Origin of the sequence: Sphingopyxis sp. YF1 (genome assembly GCF_022701295.1) — a bacterium.
Classification (GTDB): Bacteria; Pseudomonadota; Alphaproteobacteria; order Sphingomonadales; family Sphingomonadaceae; genus Sphingopyxis.
In genome coordinates, this window is sequence record NZ_CP033204.1 from 1,284,779 (window position 1) to 1,306,788 (window position 22,010).

A 22,010-nucleotide genomic window follows, 5' to 3' on the forward strand; every position below is an offset into this window, starting at 1 on the left:
CGCCGTCATCGCTTGAAAAGGGAGCGCAGCCATGTCCGTATCCTATCCCGGTGTCTATATTCAGGAAGTCGGATCGGGGGTGCGCACAGTCAGCGGCGTCGCCACCTCGATCGCCGCCTTTGTCGGCCGCGCGTTGCGCGGGCCGGTGAACCAGCCCGTGACCTGTTTCGGCTTCGGCGAATATAACCGCCGCTTCGGCGGACTGTGGTCCGATGCGCCGGTGACCTATGCGGTCGACGATTTCTACGCCAACGGCGGCGGCCAGGCCGAAATCGTCCGCCTGTTCAAGCCGCTCGCCCCCGGCGACGACGGCGTCGCCCAGCTCAACATCGGCGCGCTTGGCCTGCGCGCGCGCAGCCCCGGCGAATGGGGCAGGAAACTTGCAGGAGAGGTGACGCATCCGGGGCAGGTCGATCCCGAGGGCGCGAAGGAAGCGGCCAAGAAATTCGGCCTCACCGTCGACGATCTGTTCGATCTGCGCGTCGAGGACACGGCGACCAAGGCGGTCGAGGTGTTCCGCAACCTGACGGTTAAGGAAAGCGGCGGCGCGCGGCGCTTCGATCGCGTGCTCGCCGCCGAATCGAGCCTCGTCGAGTGTCAGGTCAACGCGAACGGATCGCCCAAGCTCGGCAACCGCCCGGCGCATGACACCAAGGCGACCGCGACCGGCGGCAACGACGGTGCTGCACTCACCGACCTCGACTACAAGGGCGACGCCGACAAGAAGACCGGCATCCACGCGCTGCTCAAGGCCGACCTGTTCAACTTGCTCTGCATCCCGCCCGACCAGCGCGACGCGACGCTGCCCGACGGCGTCTACGAAGCCGCCGCCGAGCTGTGCAAGAAAGAGCGTGCGGTGCTGATCGTCGACCCGCCGGTCGAATGGGACGCCAATCCCGAAACTGCGGTGGCAAAGGTCAAGGATGCGCAGCTCAGCGACAATCGCGTCCTGTCGCTGACCAACGCCGACCACGCCGCGCTCTTCTTTCCGCGGCTGCTTCGCCGCGACCCGCTGCGCGGTGGTCAGATCGACAAATTCGCGCCGTGCGGTGCGGTCGCGGGGATCATCGCGCGCACCGACGTCAACCGCGGGGTGTGGAAATCGCCCGCGGGCATGGCGGCGACGATCTCCGGCGCCGAAGGACTGACGGTGCCGATGACCGATCAGGAGAACGGCCTGCTCAACCCGATCGGGGTTAATTGCCTGCGCAGCTTCCCCGGCACCGGGCTCACCGTCTGGGGCGCGCGGACGCTGCGCGGCGCCGACCAGCTCTCCGACGACTATAAATATCTCGCGGTGCGCCGCCTCGCCTTGTTCATCGAGGAGAGCCTCTATCGCGGCACCCAATGGGTCGTCTTCGAGCCCAATGACGAACCGCTATGGGCGCAGGTCCGGCTGTCGGTCGGCACCTTCATGCAACGCCTGTTCAAGCAGGGCGCCTTCCAGGGCGCGAGCCCGCGCGACGCCTATTTCGTCAAATGCGACGGCGGCACGACGACGCAGGACGACCGCAACCAGGGCATCGTCAACATCGTCGTCGGCTTCGCGCCGCTGCTGCCCGCCGAGTTCGTCGTCATTTCCATCCAGCAGATCCGCAACGCGGCCTGAGCCTTTAGGGGAGAGCGATCATGGCACCACCTTTCAGCGTCAACCCCGAACGGCGCGATCCGTACAAGACCTACAAGTTCCGCCTGCGCCTGCCCGATGGCGCCTATGTCGCGGGACTTTCGAAGATGAGCGCGCTCAAGCGCAGCACCGAGGTCGTCAAATTCCGCGAGGGCGGCGACCCGTCGACCTCGCGCAAGTCGCCGGGGCAGACCGACTATGAGGCGATCACGCTCGAACGCGGGGTCACCCACGACACGATGTTCGAGCAATGGGCGAACAAGGTCTGGAACTTCGGCTCGGGTCTCGGCGCCGAGGTCTCGCTCAAGGATTTCCGCAAGGACCTCGTCCTCGAAATCTACAATGAGGCGGGGCAACTCGTGCTCGCCTACAGGCTGTTCCGCTGCTGGCCCTCCGAATTCGTCGCCTTTCCCGACCTCGACGCCTCGGCGAGCGCGGTCGCGATCCAGACGCTGAAGCTGGAGAATGAGGGCTGGGAACGCGATTATGACGTCGCCGAGCCCGCCGAGCCGAGCTTCAGCGAGCCGACGCTCTAGGGCCGGCCGGTGCGCCGCTGGACCGCCTTGGAGCTGATCGAGATCGGCGAGAGCGGCGCGTCGCTGGGCCCCGCCGGCCGGGCGCTGCTGCTGCTCGAGGCCGGAGGCATGCCCCGCGATGCGGCCGAGGCGCTGTCGCTCGGCCAGCGCGACCGCGCACTCTTCGCCTTGCGTGCGCGCCAGTTCGGAGCGCGGCTGGAGGTCGGACAGCGCTGTCCCGAATGCGGCGCCGACTATGAATTCACGCTCACCGCCGCCGACCTCGGCCGCGACACGCCCGGCGAAGCCGCGCCGCCCGCGACCGTCGAAGGCGTCGCGGTCCGCGCGCTCACCGCGGGCGATCTGGCGCTCGGCGAAGGGCAGGGGGACGCCGAGGCCGCGCGGGCGCTGCTACGCCGGCGGGTCGCGCCGGGCGGCGATGCCATCGGAGACGCCGCGCTCGACGCCGCGCTCGCCGCGCTCGACCCCGACGCCGAACTCGCCATCGCCGCGCGCTGCCCCGAATGCGGGCAGGCGGCCGACATCGTTTTCGACATCGCCGCCTTCTTCTGGGACGAGATCATACTGCGCGTGCCGCGGCTGCTCCAGCAGGTCGCCGATCTCGCGCGCGTCAACCACTGGTCCGAACGCGATATCCTGTCGCTGCCGCCCGCGCGGCGGCGCTTTTACCTGACGGCGGCGGGCGCATGACCGGCTTGCTCGCCCGCATCGCCGCGCGCGCCGCGGGCGACACACCGGTCGCCGCGCCGCGCGTCCCGTCGCGCTTCGAGCCATTGCCCGAGGAGATGGGACTGCCCGAACCGGTGGCGGCAAGCGAACCCGCCGCGCCGCCTTCGCCCGCCCCGGCGGCGGCGCCTGCCGCGCCGCTGTCCCCGGTGTCCGTTGCCCCTGCCATCGCCGCCGCCGTCCCGGCGTCAACCGGTCCAGCTGCGCTTTCGGCTCCCGCGGCGCCGTCGCCCGCTCCGTCACCCGTCGCGGCGGCGCAGCCCGCCGCAATGGTGCGGCGCCGCGAAGCCCATGCCCCGGCCGCCGCCGTGGCCGCAGCCGATCCGGGGGCCCCCGCCGCCGCGGCCCCCACCCCCCGGGATGCGGTCGCCGCTGCCCCGATCCGCATCGAGACGTCCACCGCCCGGGAGACCCCCGCGCTGCCGGGGGCGCCCCCTGACGCCGGTGGGCCGGAGACCAGCGCGGCAACCGGGGCGATTTCGCCCGCCATCCGCTCGGCCCCGCTATCGCATCCGGCGCGTGCCCTGCAAGTTGGTGAAACCATCGCGGCGCCCGCACGCGACGCGCTTCGGCTTGCCACCCCGCGGGAGGGCGCCGGACCGCAGCAGGCGCCCGCGTCGCGCCCGATCGCGCCGACCGGGGATGCCGCCGCCGCCGCGCGCTTCGCCGTCGAGGGAAGCCGTCCGCCGGTCGGCGCGCCTGCTTCCTCCTCGCTTCGACCGGCCGCCCCGCCGCCCGCGGCCGCGGCTGCCGCGCCTCCGGTGGTCGAGATTCATATCGGTAGCATCGAGGTGCGCGCCGCTGCCGCGCCCGCCGCGCCCGCGCCGCGATCGGGCCCGGCGCCGTCGTCGCTCGACGCCTTTCTTGCGGGAGGGAGGGCGACATGAGCAATTTCCGCTCGCTCGCCGTCGTCACCGCGACGCTCAAACATATCCTCCAGGATGCCGCGAACCAGGCGGTCGCCGAAACCGATGTCCGCATCGGCGCGCCCACCGCGGCGCTCGCCGACGAGGGCAAGCCCGTCATCAACATCTTCCTCTTTCGCGTGCTGCCGAACAGCCAGCATCGCAACGATCATTTCCCGAGCCGCGACGGCGCCGGCGCTCCGCGCGCGCGCGCGAAACTGACCCTCGATCTCCACTATGTGCTGAGCTTCTATGGCAATGCCGCGAAGTTCGAGCCCGAGCGGCTTTACGGCGCCGCGGCGCTCGCGCTCGAACATGCGCCCGGCCTGTCGCTCGACGCGATCGAGGCGGCGAGCAGCGACGCCGCCAACCAGCCGATGCTCGCCGGTGCCGATCTCGCGGACGATGGCCGCCCCTATGGCCTCGAACCCGACCAGCTCTCGCTCGAGGATCTGTCGAAACTCTGGTCGGTCTTCTTTCAGGTCCCCTATGGCCTCTCGGCGACATATATCGTTCGCAACATCGCGATCGAAACGCAGGAACGCCCCGCCGCGGCGATCCCGGTGGCGACGCCCGAGATATATTCGGCACCGATGGGCCCGCTGCAGATCCGCAGCATCGGGCCGTCGCCCGGCCAGTCTGGGCCGGTGCCGTGGGGCGCGACACTGCACCTCACCGGCAGCGGCATCGCGCGGTTCGGCAACAGCCTGCGCGTCGATGGCGAACCGCGTGCGCTCGCCGACGCGGCGATCGTCGGCGACGGTCTCGCACTGCCGCTCGATCCCGCGCTGTTCGGCGGCGCGCTGCCCCCGGCGGGCGCTCATCAGATCGAGGTCGTCGCGGCGCCGGCCAATCCGGCGATGCCCGAACGGTTGCGCCGGGGCTCGAACGTCGTCGCCTTCGCGATCCTGCCGGTGATGACCCCGGGCACGGTGACGAGCGGTGCGGGCAGCGCGGCGGGCCTCCGGTCGGGCACGATCGGCGTGACGATCGATCCCCCGCTTCAGGCGGGCCAGTCGGCGGCGCTGCTTCTCAATGCGGCCGGTGCGGGGCAGATCGGTAACGCCGCGCTCGACATGCAGCCTCCCGCCGCCTTCCCGACGAGCCAGCTCAAATTCGCCTTCACCGACCTCGCCGCAGGCGCCTATCTCGCGCGGATCGACGTCGACGGCTTCGCCTCGCAGCCCGAGGTCGGCGCCGACCCCGCGCAACCCGATTTCGGCCGCATCACCGGCCCGCTGGTCGATCTCGCATGAGCGCCGGAACCCGATCGCGCCCGCTCGCCGAGGCTTTTGCGACCGTTGCCGGCTGGCTCGACGGCCAGAAGGGAACGCCGCCCGCGACGCGTGCCGACGCGATCGCCGACCGCTTCGGGCTCGATCCCTTCGGGCGCAACCTGCTCCTGCTCGGAGCGTGGGCGGCGCTCGATCCGGCGGCGGGCGAACGGATCGCGGCGCTCCACGCCGACCCGCGCCGCACCGTCCCGTCGCTTGGCCTCGCGCTCGTCGCGCTTCCCGGCGCCAACTGGCGCGCGCTCGCCGCTGACGCGCCGCTGCGCGCTTTCGGCCTGATCCGCATCGATGGCGGCGACGGGCTCGGCTCGGCACCCTTCGCGCTCGCCGAGGCGCTGCTCCTCGCGCTGCTCGATGCGCCGTCGCTGACCGAGGAACTGGCGCTGCAGGCGCGGCGCGTCGATCCGCCCGCCGATCTCTCGCCCTCGCGCGCGCGGCTGTCCGAGGCGATCCGGCTGCGCGTGCTCGGCGAACCCGGCATGACGCTCCAGCTCTGCGGCCCCGATCCGCTCGGCAAGGAACAGGCGGCCGCGGCGGCGCTCATCGCCTCGAAACGCCCGCTCTATGCGATCGGCGCGGCAATGCTGCCCGCGGCGCCGCTCGATCTCGCCCGCCTCGCGCAGCTCTGGCGGCGCGACCTGATGCTCACCGACGGTCTGCTCTTCGTCGACGCTGCCCGCGGCGATCCGGGGCCGCTCGCGCAATTCGCCGAACTGCTGCGGCTGCCGATGATCGTCGCGACGCCCGATCCGCTGCTGCTCGGGCAGGCGCCGACGGTGCGGCTCGATATGCCGCGCATGACCGCAAAGGAACAGATCCCCGTCTGGCGCGATCGGCTCGGTCCCTGGTCGAAGCGCCTCAACGGTACGATCGAACGGCTTGCAGGGCATTTCCCCGTTTCGCCCGAACTTGCCGACAGCGTCGCCGCCGAGCTTGCGGTTCTTGCGCCCGGCCGGGGCAGGGCCTCGAAGCCGAAGAAGGGCGCGCCGAAGCTCGAGGATATCGCGTGGGATGCCGCACGCCGCTTTGCGCGGCCGCGCATGGAGGATCTTGCGCGGCGGATCGAGGGCGAGGCGCAATGGGACGACCTTGTCCTGCCGCCGAACCAAAAGGATGTATTGAAAGCGATCGTCGCGCAGGTGCGCAACCGGGCGACCGTATACGAAAGCTGGGGGTTTGCCCGGCGCAGCGGCGGGCGCGGGCTCGGGGTCAGCGTGCTCTTCTCGGGGCCGTCGGGCGCCGGAAAGACGCTCGCGGGCGAAATACTGGGCGCCGAACTCGGGCTCGACGTCTACCGCATCGATCTGGCGTCGATGGTGTCGAAATGGATCGGCGAGACCGAAAAGAATCTGCGCCGCGTGTTCGACGCCGCCGAGGACGGATCGGCGATCCTCCAGTTCGACGAGGCCGACGCGCTGTTCGGCAAGCGCAGCGAGGTGAGCGACAGCCGCGACCGCCACGCGAACATCGAGGTGAGCTATCTGCTCCAGCGGCTGGAGGAATATCGCGGCCTGTCGATCCTGACGACCAACTTTCGCTCGAACATCGACACCGCCTTCCTGCGCCGGTTGCGCTTCATCATCGACTTCGATTTTCCGGGAATGGGCGAGCGCGCTGAGATCTGGCAGCGCATCTTCCCGAAAGACACGCCGAAGGCCGGGCTCGATTTCGCGCGGCTCGCGCAGCTCAACCTCGCGGGCGGTTCGATCCGCAACGTCGCGATGGCGGCCGCGTTCGTCGCCGCCGACCGCGGCGAGGATGTCTGCATGGGACATATCCTCGCCGCTGCGCGGCTGGAATATGAAAAAAGCGGGCGCTCGCTGACCAGCGCCGAACTCAGGGGGTGGGCGACATGAGCTTACCCCCGGCCGTCTCGCCGCGCATCCGCCTGACGATCGACCGGCTGACGCTCGTCGGCGTTGCTCCGTGCGATGCCGCCGCGGTGCGCCGCGCGCTAGCGGCGGCGGTCGAGGCGCGGCTCGCGGGGGCCGATGTCGCATCGCTGGGCGGCGACCGGTCGCGCCTGTCGCTGACCGTCGCGCCGGGACAGGGCCCGGCGGCGCTCGGCCGGGCGGCGGGCCGGGCGATCGGCGCGCATCTGGCAGGGGGCGGGCGATGAGCGCGCTCCACGCCACCGCTGCGCGAACGACCGCGACGCCGCAGGCCGCTCCGCCGGTGATGCGCAAGGCCGCGCCGCAAAGCCGCTATGCTCCGCCGCCGGTCGCGTCGCTTGCCGCCATCCCCGCGACCCCTGCCGTCCAGCGCCAATGTGCCGCGTGCGACCGTGACGAGGAGGCGCCGGTCCGGCGGCGGCCGGAGGCGCGGCGCGCGGATGCCGCCGTGCGGCGCAAATGCGCGGCGTGCGAGGAGGAGGCCGAGGAAAAAAGCGCGGTCCAGCCGCGGCTCGAGGTCGGCCCGGTTGGCGACCGCTACGAGCAGGAAGCCGACGGCATCGCGGCGCAGGTGATGGCGATGCCCGATCCGGGCGCGGGCGCAACGTCGGCGGACGACGCCTCGCCGGCGGGCGGCGCGGTACGGCGCGCCTGTTCGGCCTGCGCCTCGGCGTCCGACGACGAACCGCGCGCGCGCCGCTTCGCCGAGCCTAGGGAAGAGGAAAAGGACCCGCTCGTCCGCGCGCGGCGCGACGACGGCGCCGAAACGATCGCGGCGTCGGACGGCGAGCTGACGCGCGGCGGTTCGCCGCTCCCGGCCTCGACGCGCAGCTTCTTCGAAAGCCGCATGGGACGCGATCTTGGTGACGTCCGCGTCCATCAGGGCGGCGATGCGCAGGGCAAGAATGCGAGCATTTCGGCGCGCGCTTTCACCTACAAGAACCACGTCTGGCTCGGCGCGGGCGAGGGGGCGGGGCCCAGCTTCACCATGGCGCACGAACTCGCGCATGTGATGCAGCAGACCGCGCCGGGACCGGTCGGGCCGGGCTTGGCGCGCCGTCCGGCCAGCGCCTCGCGCGCGGGTGTCCGGCGTGCCAGCGTACCCTTCTGGCTCCCCGCCGAGTTCACGCTGCCGGGCGCCGCGGAACCGATGTCGGCGCTGATGACCAACACCGGCAAACATCATGCCGCGGTCACGGCGCTCGCCAAGGCCAACACCAGCTCGAATATCCTGACCGAGGTCATGATGCCCAACGCCAAGGCCGACGGCGCGGGATGCGGCCTTTGCGGCTTTGCCGACCTCTATCGTTCCGACCAGGGCACCGTCCCCGGCGTCGAACTCGATTGCGGCAAGACCGTACCGCCGACCGCGCCGAAAGCGGCAGCGGGCCTGAAAGTCTTCGACGCCACAACGACGTCGAGCTGCGCCTTCGCCGCGAAGGGGGCGGCGGTCGCAGGGGCATCGACGGGCAAAGGGCGGGCGCCGACGCTGGCCGCGGGGGCTCCGGTCGGCAGTGTTTCGGGCATCCAGCTCGCCGACATGAAGCCCGGTCACAATGAATCGGCGCGCGCCAAGGGCGTCGAGCAGCTCGGCAGCTATTTCGACGGCATGACGCTCGTGCGCGACAAGGCACGCGGGGCCGGCGGCGCCAGCATCTACCAGTTCGGCAATCCGAAGCTGATGCCGCGGACGCTGATGCCGAACATCCCGGACAAATGGGACCCGAACCAGAAGGGCGGCGACTGGCCGGTCAACAATATCCGGCTGCATATGGGGCCGCTCAACGATTTTTCGCCGCCGGGAATCAAGGGGCGCTGGTCGATCGCCAAGGACCCGCTCAACGCCGGGATATGGACCTATTTCCTGGCCCCCGAACCCGCCAGCCTCGCCGCAGCGATGAAGACGCCTGAGGCGAAGAAGCATGGCGTGAAATCGGCGAAGGCCAAGATCGACAAGATCATCGGCTGCCTGACCGCGCCGCCGTCGAGCCGCAAGGCCGCGTGCAAGCGACCGCTGCCGAAGGCGCATCGCCGCCCGCTCGCCCGCGCGGCCGCGCCCGTGCGCGTCCAGCGCAAGACCCCGGTCCCCAAGACCGACCATTTCAATCTCGAAAACTGGAACAATCTGCGCCGCGGCACCGCGGGGTCGAGCAAGGGCGTCAGCCTGAAGACGCAGCTCGACAAGGATTTCAAGAAGGACGTCCGCGAAAGGGTCCGCTTCCAGGGGCGCGCCGTCGAATCGATCGACTGGATGAAGAAGTCGCTCGGCGTCGAGCGCACCAAACCCAAAGATTCGGACGCTATGGTCGCGGGCCGCGACCTGCTCGAAAAGATGATGTTCTGGGCGGGCGAAACCCCGGTGGGCGACGTCGCGCGGATCTTCGGCATCCTGCGCAAGACGCTCGGCGGCGTGTTCATCAAGGCGGCGCAGGCCTATGAAAAGGTCAAGGCGCGGTTCCATGCGACCTTCAAGGGCGCGCCGTTCAAGACGTCGAACAGCTCGCCCGCGGCGCAGGCTGCGATGCGGGTCGCCAAGGCGGTCTTCATGACGATCGGCAAGATCGTGATCGCCAAGACCACCTCCGCCGTCGTCAAATGCATCGAAAGCGGCTTCGTCAATTTCATCAAGTCCAAGGTCGAAGGCGGGCTCGAGGATCTTTTGGCCCAAGCCGCCGAAGCCGAAAAATTCATCACCCAGATCAAGGACGATATCTTCGCGACGATCGAGACCGAGTTCGGTGCGATCATCAAACCGTTCAAGGATGAACTCGACGAGATCGTGAGCGGCGCCAAGATGATCGCCAGCATCACCGGCGCGGTGGTCGAAGCGATCAAGGTCGTCCGCCTCGGCTTCTGCCTCGCCGGGCTGGGGGCCGCGGGGGTCGGCGCGATCGTCACCTGCATTCTCTCGCTCGCCGATTATGTCGCGTCGAAATTCGGCTATTCGCCGCTCGACTGGCTCGTCCAGCGGATGATGAAGAGCTGCCCCGCGCGCCAGGTCATGGCCAAGGCGATCCTTGCGGTCGACACGGTGCGCAAGCTGCCGACCATGCTGGCGCAGAAGATTCTGTCAAAGCTCAAGGATATCTTGCCCGCGCCGATCCAGCCGATGCTGTGCGACATCGACAAGATGGTGGCCGAGGACGTCGAGCTGAAGGACTATCAGTGCAAGATGGGGTCGGGCGACGAGTCCGACGGCGAAGGCGAGGGCAGTGGTAGCGGCGATGGCGGCGGACCGGCGCCGCAGGAGGGCGATGCCGCCGACGGCGGGGGCAGCAAGGGCGAAGAGCAGGGCGGCGATGCGCCGGCCAAGGACAGCGGGCAAAGCGGATCGACCGGTACCCCCGGCATCGCGGGCAGCGGCGGCGAGGCCGAGAGCAACGGCGGTGCGTCGCCGCCAGCGGGCACCAGCTCGGTCAAGGGCGGCACCGTCGTCACGGGCGATCCCAAGGTCGGCTCGGGCTTCATTGAATCGGGGATCAACTGGCAGCGCGCCTACAACAATGAAAATGTGAAGGTCCGCATCACGATCAACCTTGGCGATCGCATCATCCGCGACCAGTCCTGCACGATCCGCGTGATCAACCTCGGCCCCGCCGAAGGCGGCGGCAAGCTCGCCTATTTCTATTTCCCCGACGATGCCGAACTGAAGAAGACCGAAGGCACGTTCGTCATCATGCTGCCGGGCGAGGCCCCCTATAACTGGAGCCCCAATCGCGGGCCCAGACACAAGGCCGCCTTCCCGATCCGGGGGAGCGGGAAATGACCAACTTCCCCGGCTCTCCCAAGCTGATCAAGGGCGCGATCGTCGGGCTCGACCTGTTCAACCCGCTCGCCTCGGTTGCGATCTTCCAATATAATCCTGACCAGATTTCGCGCAGCCTCGCACCGCAATATTCGCAGGCCGGCGGCGGCCGGGCAGAGGCGCTGCGGCTCGCCGGGCCGCCCGCCGAAACGATCAGCGCCAATCTGACGCTCGACCTTGTCGACCAGATGGAACGCGGGGAGGCGGGGCCGCTAGGTGCCGGGCTCACCGGCTATCTCGCCGCGATCGAGATGCTGACCTATCCCAAATCGCTGCTCGTCGCCGCCAACCAGATCTTGCTCCAGATCGGCACGATGGAGGTCATCCCGCCCGCCGCGCCGCTCACCCTGTTCATCTACGGCTGGAAACGCGTCGTCCCGGTGAAGCTCGAAAGCCTGTCGATCACCGAGACGATGCACGACCCCGCGCTCAACCCGATCCGCGCCGACGTGTCGCTGTCGATGAAAGTGCTCACCTACAATGATCTCGCGATCACCCACCCCGGCTACTGGGCCTTCATGGCGCATCAGGTGGTCAAGGAAGTGCTCGCGACCGTCGCCGGGGTCGACAATGTCGGCGCGGTGCTCGGCGGCGACGTGAAACTGCTCTGAAAGGACCGCGCGATGTTCACCCTGACCAGCCGTTACGCCAACCAGCCGGTGCTCGCCGCCGACCGCGGCGACGGGGTGACGGTGCGTTACGTCCTGCCGCGATGGCTGCCCGATCCCGCCACGATGACCATCGCGACGCGCCACCGCACGATCGAGGGCGACCGGCTCGACCTGATCGCCTTTCGCAACCTCGGCAACCCGACCGCCTGGTGGATGATCGCCGACGCCAATCGCGTGACGCATCCCGCGGCGCTGCCCGGCGCGCCCGGCGACACGGTGGTGATCCCCGTTCCCGGCACCGGAGGCGTTGGCGGATGAGCCTGCTCGGCAACATCCTCGGCGTGCGCATGAACCTGCTGATCGGGCCGAGCCCGGTTGCGCTGCCCGCGCCCGCCGAGGTGATGAACGCGATCGCCGAGGTCGAGGTCAAGCTGTCCGATTGCGCGCCGTCGGGGTTCAAACTCGTGCTCAACACCGGGCGCTCGGGGGTCGCCGATTTCATCGAGGCGCCGTTCATCACCCATCCGCAACTGATGAAGGGCGCGCGCGCGATCGTGACGATGATCTTTGATGTCATTCCCTATGTGATCTTCGACGGCATCGTGACCAAGCGCGAATATCGCCCCGGCAGCGACGCCGGTTCGGGGACGCTGACCCTGCTCGGCCGCGATTTGAGCTACGAACTCGACAAGGAGGTCAAGCAGACCGAGCATCCGGCGATGGACGAAACGATGATCGCGACGCTGATCGGGGTGTCCTATCCGCAATTCGGCATGCTGCCGATGGTGCTGCCGCCCAAGTTCATCGATCCGCCGATCCCGATCGACCGCGTCCCGCAACAGACCTGCTCCGACTGGGCCTATCTCAACCAGATGGCGCGGCGGCACGGCTATGAAACCTATGTCGATCCGGGGCCGCTGCCCGGGATGAACACCCTCTATTGGGGGCCGCCGACCAAGCCGGGGGTGCCGCAACGCACGATGACGATCGACATGGGGCCGGCCAGCGACGCCTATGACGTCACGACGTCGGAGGATGACGAAGTGCTGCGCACCGTCGAAACCACCGTGCTTGACCGCATCACCGGGGCCAAGATTCCGGTGGTCGGGCTCGTCGGGTCGAACGCGCCGATGGGGGCGATCCCCGAAACGGTCTTTCGCTTCGGTTCGACGCGCAAACAGCCGATCGTCACCACCGGGCTCAACGCCGGGCAGGCCTTCGGACGCGCGCAGGCAGAGGTCGATCGCGGCGCCAAATGCGCCTTCACCGTCACCGGGACGCTCGATTCGACGCGCTACAATGCCGCGCTCAAGGCGCGCGATCCGGTTTTTCTGCGCGGTGCCGGGCTGACCTATGGCGGCGCCTATAAGGTGTCCGAGGTGCGCCACCTGATCAAGCCGGGCAGTTATGAACAGGGCTTCACGCTCAGCCGTGCCGAGCGCGGCCCGATGACCCCGATGGTGCTGCCATGAACCCGGCCGACGACTGCGCGACCTATTATGGCAAATATCGCGGAACGGTCGAAAACCCCGCCGACGTCCAGGGGCTCGGCCGTGTCCAGGTCAGCTGCCCGTCCGTGTTCGGCGACGGCACGCTCGCCTGGGCGATGCCGTGCCTGCCCGGCGCCGGGTCGGGGGTCGGCCTGTACGCCATCCCGCCCAAGGGCGCGAAAATCTGGGTCGAGTTCGAGGCGGGCAACCCCGACTATCCGATCTGGTCGGGGGGATTCTGGGACCTTGGCGACACCCCGGCGCCACCGGGACCCGTCGGCTTCCTGACCAAGGCGTGGAAAGGGGAGAATTTCAGCCTCGAAATCTTCGACATCCCCGGCGCGCCGACGCTGACGCTCGAACTGACGACCGCCACCGGCGCCGCAAAAATCGAGGCGGGCGCCGACGGAATGACGCTCACCCATGGCGCCAGTACGGTCAAGCTCGCGCTCGACGGTGTGTCGATCAACGGCGCCAATCTGAAGATATTGCCATGACGGTCCCGCTGGTCACCATGGCGACACTCGCCCAATGCCCGCATGCGATCCCCGCGACCATGGTGTCGTCGGCGACCAAGGTGCTCGTGATGGGCGTCCCGCCGCTGGTCATGGGCGACAAGGGCATGGTCGCGGGCTGCCCCTTCACCTTGCCCAGCGCGACGCCGTCGCCGTGCGTCACGCTGATGCTCACCGGCGCGTCGAGCAAGGTGCTGGTCGAGGGCAAGCCCGCGCTCAAGATGAACCCGTCCGACATGGGAGTGGCTGCGACCCAGACGCCGCAGGGGCCCGTCGTCTGGTCGAGCATCCAGGCCAAGGTGCTCGCGACATGACCCGGTTCGGCTTCCCCTATCGCATCGACGCGAACGGCATGACGGCGGGCGCCGATCATGAAGATCATATCCGCGGAATGATCGAGCAACTGCTCTTCACGCGGCGCGGCGAGCGCGTGAATCGCCCCGATTTCGGGGCCGGGGTCAACGAACTCATCTTTTCCGAAAACGCCCCCGAACTCGCGGCAGCGGCGCAGCATATGGTGATGGCGGCGCTGCAGCAGTGGCTGTCGGCTGCGATCGAGGTGCGCGGGGTCGAAACCGCGGCGGTCGACAGCCGCCTGTCGATCACCGTGCGCTACCGCCCGCTCGACGAGGCGCGCGAACGGCTCGTCACCGTGGAGCAGCTGTTTTGACCGGCACCATCCAATATTGCGGCACCGAAAGGCGCCGCCAGAGCGTGGCCGCCGCGACCGTCGATACCGGCGGCGGGGTGCTGCTGAACGGCATCGACTATGTCGAGGTGATCGACCGCGACGCGCCCGCGCCCGAAATGCGCCAGCGGCTGCTGACGCTCGTCTTCCTCCGCGATGACGGCGTGCTCGCCGCGGGCGTGCCGTTGCTCGGACCCGACAATTTCGCGATCGCGGGCGGCACCCGCGTCACCGGCATCCGCGTCACCGACGTCGATCCGGGACCGGCCGCGGTGCCGCACAGCCTGACGCTGACACTCGACGCAGCGGGCGACTATTCGCCCTATCGCCTGTCGGTGCGGCTGTCGGCGGTGAACGACGACCGGCCGCCCTTTCTCGACCCGCTGCTCGCCGCGGTCGATTTCAGCTTCAAGGCCGAATGTCCCTCGACCTTCGATTGCGCCGCACCCGATGCTCCACCCGCGCCGCGCGCGTTCGGCCCGCCGATCGACTATCTGGCGAAGGACTACGACAGTTTCCGCCAGATGATGCTCGACCGCATGGCGGTCAGCCTGCCCGACTGGACCGAACGCAGCCCCGCCGATCTTGGCGTCACTCTGGTCGAAGCGCTGGCACACGCCGCCGACCAGACGAGCTGGTTCCAGGACGCCGTCGGGACCGAGGCCTTTTTCGGCCGCGCGCGGCTGCGCCAGTCGGTGCTGCGCCACGCGCGGCTGCTCGGCTACAGCGCATCCGAAGGCTGCAACGCGCGCGTTGCGGTTGCGGTCGAGGCGAAAGACAATCTCGATGTCGGCCCGCTCGCCGCGCCGATCCTGGCAAAGGGGGTACGCCTGCTCACGCGACCGTCGCGCGGTGCCGGCCCGCTCGCCACGGTGCAGCCGCGCGATCCGCGGATTTTCGAGGATATGGTCGGGGCAGGGGCGATCGTCTTCGAAGCGCTGCACGATCTTCGTTCGCTGCGCGTCGCGCGCAACGCCATGCGCCTCTACGATTGGGGCGACAGCGCCTGCTGCCTGCCCGCCGGGGCCACCGCCGCGCACCTCGTAGGCACCCGCGCCGGGCTCGGGCTCGCGAAGGGCGACCTGATCCTGTTCGAGGAACTGGTGCCCTTCGGTGGCCGTGCGGGCGATCCGCCGGACCCTGCGCATCGCCAGCTCGTGCGGCTGTCGGCCGATCCGGTCGAGGTCCGCGACCCGCTGACCGCCGACGATCTCGTGCGTATCGAATGGCACGCCGACGACGCGCTGACCTTTCCGCTCAACCTTGCGCCGGCGCCCGATGCCGATGGCGACGGGGTCGAGGACGGCCCTCCGGGTGCGGTCGCGATCGGCAACATCCTGCTCGCCGACGAGGGGCGCACCGTCGATTATGCGCTCAATCCGGGGCAGGCCGCGGAGGATGATTTTGTCGTCGGCGACATCGAACGCCGCGGTCTCACCCGCGACGACGCTCCCGGTACGCTCGTCCGGTTGCGGCTGCGCGGCGACGCGATCGTTCACGCGCCCGGCTTCGATCCCGAACGCGCCGCGGACGAACCCGCGCGCGCGACGCTTGCGCCCGCGGAAGCGCCGGTCGCGCAGGTGCTGATCCGCGGCGACGGCCAGCGCTGGCGCGCGGTGCCCGATCTGCTCGCGGCCGATCCCTTCACCGCCGAATTCTGCGTCGAGGCGACCGATGCCGCGCATTATGCGCGCTTCGGCGACGGGGCGGGGGGACGCAAACCCGCCAATCCGGGCGCGATGACCGCGGTGATCCGCCACGGCGGCGGTCGGCGGGGCAATATCGGCGCCGATGCGATCGCTTACGTCGTTGCTGCCGACGGCGGGATAGTATCGCGCGTTCGCAATCCCTTGCCCGCAATCGGCGGTCGCGACCGCGAACCCGTTGCGGCGATTCGCGTCGCCGCTCCGCGACATTTTCGCCGGCAGCGCCGCGCCGTCACCCCCGCCGATTATGTCGCCGCCGCCGAAGCCTATGGCGACGTCCAGCGCGCCTATGCCGAACGGCGCTGGACGGGCAGCTGGAACACGATCTTCCTCGCGATCGACCGGCGCGGCGGCGGCGCGGTCGACGCGCTGTTCGAGGCGGGGCTGCGCGACCATCTCGCGAGCTACCGCCTCGCGGGGCACGATCTCGAAGTCGTGCCGCCGCGTTACGTCCCGCTCGACATCCGCCTCTATGTCTGCGTGTGCGGCGATCATTATGCGGGGGACGTCGAACGCGACCTGCTCGACGCCTTCACCGCCGGATCGACGCGCGACGGGCGCCCGGGCTATTTCCACCCCGATCGCTTCAGCTTCGGCGACAATATCCTGCTCTCGCCGATCATCGCGCGGGCGATGCAGGTGACGGGGGTCCAATGGATCGGCACGCGCGACGGTGCGGGCGCGGTGCAGGGCTGGTTCGGCCGGCTCGACCAGCCGGCGATCGACTATGCCGACGACGCCGAAATCGCGATCGCGCCGAGCGAAGTCGCGCGGCTCGACAATGACCCGACCTTCCCCGACCGCGGCCGGATCGCCTTTCTGATGGCGGGAGGGCGCTGATCATGGCGCACAAGCCCCCCGCCAATATCTGCGGCGCCGTCGAACGCGGCGTGAAGCGCCCGGACAATCGTCCGGGGCTCGCGTCGATCGCCTATCGCATCGGCACGCACCCCGAATTTTTCGACCGCATGCAGTGGCAACTGCCGCGGCACAATGTGAACGGCGAGGATGAGCCGCCGCTCTTTCCGCTCGCCGCGCTGCGCGCGCGCGCGGCCGGCGACCCGACGATCGCTCTGTTCGACGGCTTCGCCGCGACGCTCGACGTGCTCAGCTTCTACAGCGAGCGCGTCGCCAACGAAGCCTATCTCGGCACCGCGACGCAACGCCGCGCGCTCGTCGAGATGGCGCGGATGATCGGCTACGAACCCGCGCCCGGCGTCGCCGCCTCGGTCGCCTTGAGCTTCACGGTCGAGGCGTCCGACGATCCCTATCGCGCGGTCGAGATCCCCGTCGGGGTGCAGGCGATGTCGGTGCCGACGCGCAAGGGCGAATTGCCGCAGGTCTTCGAGACCACCCAGCCGATCACTGCGCGCGCCGAATGGAATGCGATGCCCGCGCGCACGCTCTACGACCAGCCGCTCGCGCTGTTCCACGACGGCGACGACGCCGGCAATGGCGGCATTTTCCTCTTCGACCTCGACAACAGCTTTGGCGAGGCGGCGCTCGGCGATCCCGATCTGCGCATATTCGACACGATCGCAAGCCTTGCCCCCTATCATCCGCTCGACGGCGAAACCGACCTCGTCAGGGCGCTCGAACAGCGGATCGAAGCGCACGCGCTCAACGCCGAAGTCGAACCGCTGCTGCGCGCGCTGCCGGTCGACGAAATCTATCTGCGCGGAACGGGACTCGGGTTGAAGGCGGGGCAGCGGATCGTCGTCATCGGCGTGGCGCTTCCCGGCGGCGGTCCCCGCAAGGTCGCCGCCTCGACCCTCCGCGTCGTCAGCGCGTCCGACGATCGCGAGTTCGGCGTCACCCGGCTCGTCGCGACGCGCGGCGGCGAACCGCCCGCCGCGGTGCGAAGCGCCCCCGTTCGCCGCTCGCCGCGTTTCAAGCGGATCGGGATGCCGACCGCGCGGCTCGCCTTCACCAGCGACACCGTGACCAACGTCGTCCGGCAGGCGGTGTGGACCGGCCCCGCGCTCACCGCCCTGGTCAGGAGCCAGTCCTGGTCGCGCGCCAAGCTGATGCACCTCGTTCGGCGTCCGCGTCCCGTCGAAGTACCCGAAACGTCCGACGCGCGGCCGGGCCTCTATATCCTGCGCGACGATTGCGGCTTCTTTGGCGCCAGTGCGCCGCCGCAGGAGATGCTCGGCGACAACAAGGGGCCGTATCCGAAGCCGTGGGATGCCGACCCGGTCGACCCGAACGCGGACCCCCGTGGAGCCCATGGCGATGGGGCGCCCGAAGACCGCACCGATCGCGATCGTCCGCGTCGCATCTGGACCGACAGTCAGGGCATGTTGCTGTCCGGCAACCACATTTATCTGGAGCGCGAGGTCAAGGACATCCTTCCCGACGGCTGGGTTGTGATCGAAACCGGCGATGGCGAGGCGATGGTGTTCCGCGTGGCGGCCGCGGCGACGCATTCGCGCGCCGACTATGCGCTGACGGCGAAGACGACCGCGCTGAAATTGCGAGCGGCACCGGGCGCTGACGATCTGTTGAACCCGCCCGAAGCCGATGACACGTCGCCACTCAACGCCTTCACATTCCGCACGGCGCACATCTTCGCGGCCAGCGCGCCGCTCGAACTTGCGGGAACCCCGATCCGCGACGACGTCAGGGCGGGCGCCGATGCGATCGATCTCGACGCGCTCTACCTCGACCTCGTCGATGGGCAGACCATATCGATCGCGGGGGAGCGCAGCGACGCCGACGGTCTCGCCGCGAGCGAGACGCTGAAGGTCCGCGATGTGGTTCACATCGGCGGCTTCACCCGCCTGTTGCTCGAAAGCGGGCCCGAATATGCGTATCGCCGCGCCAGCGTGACGGTGAACGCCAATATGGCGGCAGCGACGCATGGCGAGGGGTATGAGGAGCCGCTCGGTTCGGGCGACGCGGCGCAGGGCTTCCAGCGCTTCAAGCTTGCCAAGGCGCCGCTGACCTATGTCAGCGCGGAAACCGCGACCGGCCGCGCCTCTTCGCTCGCGATCCGCGTCGACGGCATCCTGTGGCACGAGGTGCCGACGCTCTATGACGCCGGTCCCGACGACCGGGTCTATGCGGTTCGCTGCGAGGATGACGCGAGCACATGGGTGCAGTTCGGCGACGGGGTGCGGGGCAGCCGCTTGCCGACGGGCCAACTCAACATCGTGGCCCGCTACCGCGCCGGCATCGGCCTTGCCGGCGAAGTCGCCGACGAAGCGATCATCCAGTTGAAGACGCGCCCGCTCGGCATTCGGGCGGTGGTGAACCCCAGCCGTGCCAGCGGTAGCGCCGCGCCCGAAAGCCTCGCCGAAATCCGTCTTGCCGCGCCGCGCGACGTCAAGACGCTCGACCGCATCGTCTCGCTGGTCGACTATCGCGATTTCGCCGCCAATTTTGCGGGCGTCGGCAAGGCGCAGGCCGCCCGGCTCTGGTCGGGCGACAAGCAGGTCATCATCGTCAGCATCACGGGCACCAGCGACGCGATACTGGATGCCAATGCCGCTGTGATCGAAAACCTGCTGGCGGCCGCCGACGCGGCACGCGACCGGTCGCACGGACTCTTCATCTTGCCCGCGGCGCGGCGCTTTTTCGAACTCAGGGCGAAGCTGTTCCATCATCCCGATCATCGGCCCGAGGATGTCGAACTGGCGGCACGCGACACCTTGCTGGAGATGTTCGGTTTTGCGCGCCGCGACATCGGGCAGGTGGTCAGCGCCGCCGAAGTGATTGCCGCGCTTCAGTCCGTGCCGGGCGTGGTCGGGGTCGATCTGGACGCGCTCGCGCTGATCGATGAAAGCGGCGGCGCGTCCGTTCAAGGCGCGGACCTGGCGGCGGTGCTCCCGGTCGAGGGCGCGCGGCTGGATGGCGCGACCCCCGCCGCGGCGGAACTGCTCACCCTGCTCGATGCCGGCGTCGCGCTGACTGTGGAGATGGCTCGTGCATGATCGCCCGCCCGCCGCGTTGATCGAATTGCTGCCCCAGCATCTGCGCAACCGCGACGCGGGGGAGGGGCGGGCGCTCGAAGCGCTGATGGGATTGCTTGGCGAGGAACTCGCCAAGGTCGAACGCGATCTCGACCAGCTTTACGACAATTGGTTCATCGAAAGCTGCGAGCCGTGGGTGATCCCCTATATCGGTGCGCTGATCGGCGCCCGCCCGATGCGGAGCTTCGGCGCCGGCGAGGTCGGGCTGCGCAGCTATATCGCCAACACATTGGGCTACCGGCAGGCCAAGGGCACCGCCGCCGCGCTCGAACAGGTGGCGCGCGACGTCACCGGCTGGCCGGTCGTCGCGGTCGAATTCTTCCAGCGGCTGATCTGGAGCCAGCACGTCAACCATGTCCGTCCCGGCGCGGCCGGCACCGCATCGGTGCGCGACGCCGAAGCGGCGCGACTGTCCGAATCCCCGTTCAGCGACGCGTGCCACAGTGCCGCCGCGGGGGTCGCGGATGGCGCGGCAGGCCGCTACGCCATCCCGCACGTCGGACTTTTCGTCTGGCGGCTCGATGCCTTTCCGCTCGGCTTCCTGTCCGACGAGACGGCGGGCTATCGCGGCGGCCTCGTTCCCCGCGCTTCGGCGATCGGGCCCGGCTTCCGCCATTTCGATCCGCTCGGCGCCGACAGGGCGTTGTTCAACCCGCCGCAGGCCGACCGTTCTATCGCCGCGCGCGTCGACATGCGCATGGTCCCTGCGCCGCTCGACCGGCGCCTGCTTCATCGCGACCTCGAACGGCTGCGCGGCGGCGCGGCGAGCCGCTGGTTCGACGACAATCCGGTGCTGCGCATCCGCCTGGGCGGCACCGACGTCCCGCCGGAGCAGTTGCACAGCTGCAACCTCGAGACGCGCGACGACGGATCGGGCAACCCGACCTGGCGGCGTCCCGCGCAGGCCGGGCATGTCCTCTTCGATCCCGAACGCGGACGCCTTGCGCTGCACGGCACCGACGAAGCCAAGAGCGTCGAGACGAGCTGCGCCTTTGCCGCGCCCTTTGCGATCGGCGGCGGCCCCTATGACCGGGGCGACAGCCTGCGCGCCTGGCGGATCCGGATATTCGGCGACAGCGGCATCGCCCCGTGGGTCGTCGGCGTATCGGCGCGGGCGGAGGATCAGACAAATGATCCGGAGCAGGGCGGCGTGGTGGTCGCTTCGCTTGCCGAGGCGATCGTCCGGTGGAACGGCGCGGCGGTTCCCGGCGCGCGCGGGCTGATCGTGCTGCTCGACAATGCGAGTCATACAGAGGATCTGTCGGACGCCGCGCATATCCTGCGCATCCCCCAGGGCGGTGCGCTCGCCATCACGGCGGCGGCGTGGCCGGCGATCGAGCACGACAATGGCGTCGTCACCCGCGATCTGGCCGCGCTCGCCCCGGCACATCGCCGCCCGCATATCCGTTCGGACCTGCGTATCCGTTCCGCGGTGCCGAACAACGGCGGCGACGAGGGCGAGGGCGGCGAACTGATCCTCGACGGGCTGCTGATCGAGGGCGAGGTTGCGGTGATGGCGGGCCGCCTCGGCCGGCTCACGATCCGCCATTGCACGGTCGGCGCTTCGGCCGCGGGCCTCGCCAAGGGCGTGCGCGTCATTTCGCAGAACGCCGGGCTCGCCATCGAGATCGATCATTGTATTGCCGGTTCCCTCGCGTGCGGCGCCATGGACGGCATGCTGACGGTCCGCGACTCGATCGTCGGCGAGGATCGCGACCTCGAGGCCGATCCCGACCTGTTGCCGCTGGCGATCGACGCCGCTGCGACCGACACCGAGATCGCGCGCAGCACGATCTTCGGGCGGATGACCGTGCGTTCGATCGAGGCCGGGAACAGCCTCTTCCTCGGAACGGCGCGCGCGGCGCAGCGCCAGCGGGGCTGCGTCCGTTTCAGCTATGCGCCGCCGACATCGCGCGTCCCGCGCCGCTATCGGTGCCAGCCCGACCTCGCCATCGCGGCGGCCGAGCAGAAAGCGGGAGCCGAGCTGTCGGCGGCCGAGCGCACCGTGGTCGCGCGGGGCGTCCAGCCGATTTTCACCGAGAGCACCTATCCGGGCAGTGCGTTCGGCCAGCTCGCGCCGGCCTGTCCCGGGGCGGTTGCGGCAGGCGCCTTTGGCGGCGCCGAAATGGGCGCGGGATTCGCCGCCGGCGAGCCGTTCCGCCGCGCGAACCTGACCGACATGCTCGAAGAATATCTTCCGTTCGGCCTGGTCGCGGCCCCCCTGTTCCAGACCTGAGGACAAA

17 protein-coding genes are annotated in these 22,010 nt (G+C 69.4%); all 17 read left to right on the forward strand.

What is annotated here, in order from left to right:
• Window positions 1-31 precede the first annotated feature (31 nt).
• The 17 genes from EAO27_RS06270 to EAO27_RS06350 are packed head-to-tail and all read left to right on the forward strand — an operon-like array spanning window position 32 to window position 22,003.
• On the forward strand, window positions 32-1,609 hold the full coding sequence (locus tag EAO27_RS06270) for a phage tail sheath subtilisin-like domain-containing protein (protein ID WP_242778338.1): 1,578 nt from the start codon (window positions 32-34) through the stop codon (window positions 1,607-1,609).
• 20 nt (window positions 1,610-1,629) lie between these two features.
• On the forward strand, window positions 1,630-2,163 hold the full coding sequence (locus EAO27_RS06275; protein WP_242778341.1) for a phage tail protein: 534 nt from the start codon (window positions 1,630-1,632) through the stop codon (window positions 2,161-2,163).
• Window positions 2,164-2,172: 9 nt separating this feature from the next.
• Window positions 2,173-2,853 carry a hypothetical protein gene (locus EAO27_RS06280; RefSeq protein WP_242778344.1) on the forward strand — a complete coding sequence of 227 codons (681 nt, stop codon included), beginning with the start codon at window positions 2,173-2,175 and terminating at the stop codon, window positions 2,851-2,853.
• Window positions 2,850-3,776 carry a hypothetical protein gene (locus tag EAO27_RS06285; protein WP_242780698.1) on the forward strand — a complete coding sequence of 309 codons (927 nt, stop codon included), beginning with the start codon at window positions 2,850-2,852 and terminating at the stop codon, window positions 3,774-3,776. The genes EAO27_RS06280 and EAO27_RS06285 overlap by 4 nt, the downstream gene beginning before the upstream one ends.
• On the forward strand, window positions 3,773-5,050 hold the full coding sequence (locus tag EAO27_RS06290) for a DUF4255 domain-containing protein (RefSeq protein WP_242778347.1): 1,278 nt from the start codon (window positions 3,773-3,775) through the stop codon (window positions 5,048-5,050). Before EAO27_RS06285 ends, EAO27_RS06290 begins: the two co-directional genes overlap by 4 nt.
• The gene (locus EAO27_RS06295; protein WP_242778350.1) at window positions 5,047-6,942 is read left to right on the forward strand and encodes an ATP-binding protein; all 1,896 of its coding nucleotides are present in this window, start codon (window positions 5,047-5,049) and stop codon (window positions 6,940-6,942) included. Before EAO27_RS06290 ends, EAO27_RS06295 begins: the two co-directional genes overlap by 4 nt.
• On the forward strand, window positions 6,939-7,205 hold the full coding sequence (locus EAO27_RS06300; protein WP_242778353.1) for a hypothetical protein: 267 nt from the start codon (window positions 6,939-6,941) through the stop codon (window positions 7,203-7,205). The genes EAO27_RS06295 and EAO27_RS06300 overlap by 4 nt, the downstream gene beginning before the upstream one ends.
• Window positions 7,202-10,744, forward strand: coding sequence for a DUF4157 domain-containing protein (locus EAO27_RS06305; protein WP_242778356.1), 3,543 nt, complete (start codon window positions 7,202-7,204; stop codon window positions 10,742-10,744). The genes EAO27_RS06300 and EAO27_RS06305 overlap by 4 nt, the downstream gene beginning before the upstream one ends.
• Complete coding sequence (locus EAO27_RS06310; RefSeq protein ID WP_242778359.1) at window positions 10,741-11,394, forward strand: hypothetical protein; 654 nt, start codon at window positions 10,741-10,743, stop codon at window positions 11,392-11,394. Before EAO27_RS06305 ends, EAO27_RS06310 begins: the two co-directional genes overlap by 4 nt.
• A gap of 12 nt (window positions 11,395-11,406) precedes the next feature.
• Window positions 11,407-11,712: a hypothetical protein gene (locus EAO27_RS06315; RefSeq protein WP_242778362.1), complete on the forward strand. Its 306-nt coding sequence runs from the start codon at window positions 11,407-11,409 to the stop codon at window positions 11,710-11,712.
• Entirely contained in the window at window positions 11,709-12,866 is a 1,158-nt protein-coding gene (locus EAO27_RS06320) for a hypothetical protein (RefSeq protein ID WP_242778365.1), read from the forward strand. The genes EAO27_RS06315 and EAO27_RS06320 overlap by 4 nt, the downstream gene beginning before the upstream one ends.
• A complete protein-coding gene (locus EAO27_RS06325) occupies window positions 12,863-13,381 on the forward strand; it encodes a phage baseplate assembly protein V (RefSeq protein WP_242778367.1) in 519 nt (172 codons plus the stop codon). The genes EAO27_RS06320 and EAO27_RS06325 overlap by 4 nt, the downstream gene beginning before the upstream one ends.
• A complete protein-coding gene (locus EAO27_RS06330; protein ID WP_242778370.1) occupies window positions 13,378-13,713 on the forward strand; it encodes a hypothetical protein in 336 nt (111 codons plus the stop codon). The genes EAO27_RS06325 and EAO27_RS06330 overlap by 4 nt, the downstream gene beginning before the upstream one ends.
• Complete coding sequence (locus tag EAO27_RS06335; RefSeq protein ID WP_242778373.1) at window positions 13,710-14,069, forward strand: GPW/gp25 family protein; 360 nt, start codon at window positions 13,710-13,712, stop codon at window positions 14,067-14,069. Before EAO27_RS06330 ends, EAO27_RS06335 begins: the two co-directional genes overlap by 4 nt.
• On the forward strand, window positions 14,066-16,633 hold the full coding sequence (locus EAO27_RS06340) for a baseplate J/gp47 family protein (protein WP_242778376.1): 2,568 nt from the start codon (window positions 14,066-14,068) through the stop codon (window positions 16,631-16,633). Before EAO27_RS06335 ends, EAO27_RS06340 begins: the two co-directional genes overlap by 4 nt.
• A 2-nt stretch (window positions 16,634-16,635) precedes the next feature.
• Window positions 16,636-19,728, forward strand: coding sequence for a putative baseplate assembly protein (locus EAO27_RS06345; protein ID WP_242778379.1), 3,093 nt, complete (start codon window positions 16,636-16,638; stop codon window positions 19,726-19,728).
• Window positions 19,721-22,003 carry a hypothetical protein gene (locus tag EAO27_RS06350; RefSeq protein WP_242778383.1) on the forward strand — a complete coding sequence of 761 codons (2,283 nt, stop codon included), beginning with the start codon at window positions 19,721-19,723 and terminating at the stop codon, window positions 22,001-22,003. Before EAO27_RS06345 ends, EAO27_RS06350 begins: the two co-directional genes overlap by 8 nt.
• Window positions 22,004-22,010 lie beyond the last annotated feature (7 nt).